Source organism: Rhizobium sp. BR 317 (genome assembly GCF_047445835.1).
Classification (GTDB): Bacteria; Pseudomonadota; Alphaproteobacteria; order Rhizobiales; family Rhizobiaceae; genus Rhizobium; species Rhizobium paranaense.
Map to the genome: position 1 here is coordinate 1 of NZ_JARWLB010000090.1, position 2070 is coordinate 2070.

Below are 2070 nucleotides of genomic sequence, written 5' to 3' on the forward strand. Positions count from 1 at the left end.
GCGCCGTAACCGCCACAAGCTCTACGTGACCGCAGACCCGTCGCTCGAGATCATCCAGGTTCGGTTTGTACTCGCTCATGATCCCAATGTCGGCATCCCCTTTCCGCAGCACCTCGACGGCTGAGTCCGAGGTCTTGAGGATAATGCGAAGTTCAACGAGCGGAAAGGCTCCTCCAAACTCGGAGAGTACCTGCGATAAAAGCCCAGCTGGGACGTTGAAATCCAGTACCAGTGTCAATTGCGCTTCGACGCCCCGTGCAATCCCCTTGACCTGAATACGCCAGTCGGCAACGTCATCGACGATGCGCTTTGCCCTCGGGAAAAGTGCCCTTCCGGCGTCCGTCAACAAAGGACGGTAATGCCTTCGGTCGAAAAGCATCACGCCGCTCTGCTCTTCAAGTTTCTGAATTGCATAGGTGACGACAGATTGGGCTCGGTTTAGATGGCGTGCAGCCGCTGCGAAACTGCCCTTTTCGACAACCGTTATGAAAACCGAKAATTGGTCGAGGGTCAGCGCATCTGTCATGTGTCGCGAGCTTCTTTAAGAGGTCTTGCMGTTAGAAAACATGTCGGGCCTAACTTCTCAAGTMTAGCCGATCACAATTCTGGCCCTTGATTTCTGTCTGTCTGGAGCATCGGGTGCTGCCGCCGCTGAATTGAAGKGATGCGCTTCTTTTGCCCGGTTAGAGGTGCTTCTCGTCAACGACCGCAATCAACCGKACGCGAACCTTCTGGTTCTACAAACCGCTCGCGTAAGGACGCGGGGGAAATGAAGCAACTTTCGCGCCKACCGAACCAAGCGTAGCGACGGCGGGCAAGGAACGTGTAGACCGCGTCCCGTAACACCTTCGGCACGTATTTTAAGACAATGAGCCAGCGCCACGGCGCTTTCAGAGATGTGAAGATATGAAGCACCGCGTCGGACTTCACCAACGCACKATCTCGGTCAAGTACCATGAAACTGATTTMATACAAACGTGGATCGTGGCCCTGACGAATGGCTAGWTCAGAACCTGTCTGCGACCACGCACTGATGAACTGGCACCGCGCGTCAATCTCGTGATCCAGAACAAAGCGGACGAAACGGCTACAGGCGACGCAGTCGGTATCAAAGACGATTCTGATCATAACACTGATACTCGACTGTTTCGTCTTTCAATAATATCGTCAGTTATCGCTGTGTCAGGCTGATCGCTTTCGCGCGCCTAGTCACCAGGGACGGCGTAGGCACCGCAGCCAGGGGACCGTCCCCGACACATGCCAGGCCAAAGAGACCAATGGTCCAAAACGCGGGAAACTCCCAACCTCCGTGTGGATTGTCGAAGAAGAAACCAACGCCTGCATGAACCGAGAAAATGGTTCCCAGCAGAAGTGGTATCGACACCGCCGCAACAAAGCGCGCATAAACCCCAAAGATGAGGGCCAAGCCGCCGATCAGTTCCCATGCAATCACCGGATAGGCCAGCCATCCCGGGAGACCGATCGATACAAAAAACTGCGCCGTCCCGGTGGGCGTGTAAACAAAAAGTTTTTGGGCGGAATGGGCCACGAACATGGAGCCCATAKACAGCCGCAGAGCCAGGGCTGCATAAGGGGCGGTTCTGATGTCGATMATGATAATACCTCTTTTCGAGTTACGCCTTGGCGCCTMATGCCATTCAAGCGGCGACGTATMGAACGGAAAAGAGGGAATGTTGCAAATAACACGTTCGAAAAATACGGCGGACTTTAATGCGCCTAATTCTCGTTCKGGACGAATCKACCGGGGACCGAACCGTCATAGCTAATCGGGCCAGCTGACGTATGGGACGTTAAGCCGATGGGACGAGTCTGTTCCTCGAGGAGATGGCGGATGAGACCCGCGGTGTGCACCGCAGCTAGGCGTGCGGCTCGAAACTTTGCATTTGATGMGGAATATCGTGCGCTTTTCGGGCGCTGCAGGCAGGCCATCGGTGAACTCGACTGAGGAGTGAGCAATCATGCCCGGGTTTCAACACGTTGGTTTGCCAGCTGAGTATCGTATTTCCAGAATGGCATCTTCGAGACTATCCGAGTTTTATTGACGTCAGC

General features: G+C 54.5%; 3 protein-coding genes. All 3 read right to left on the minus strand.

Annotated features, from left to right (window positions below):
* Positions 1–526: LysR family transcriptional regulator (locus QD357_RS31885; protein ID WP_414126004.1), on the minus strand; the 526-nt coding region annotated here is incomplete at its 3' end.
* 173 nt (positions 527–699) lie between these two features.
* Complete coding sequence (locus QD357_RS31890; RefSeq protein ID WP_414126006.1) at positions 700–1128, minus strand: thiol-disulfide oxidoreductase DCC family protein; 429 nt, start codon at positions 1126–1128, stop codon at positions 700–702.
* 43 nt (positions 1129–1171) lie between these two features.
* Positions 1172–1615 carry a DoxX family protein gene (locus tag QD357_RS31895; protein ID WP_414126008.1) on the minus strand — a complete coding sequence of 148 codons (444 nt, stop codon included), beginning with the start codon at positions 1613–1615 and terminating at the stop codon, positions 1172–1174.
* Between the last annotated feature and the right edge of the window lie 455 nt (positions 1616–2070).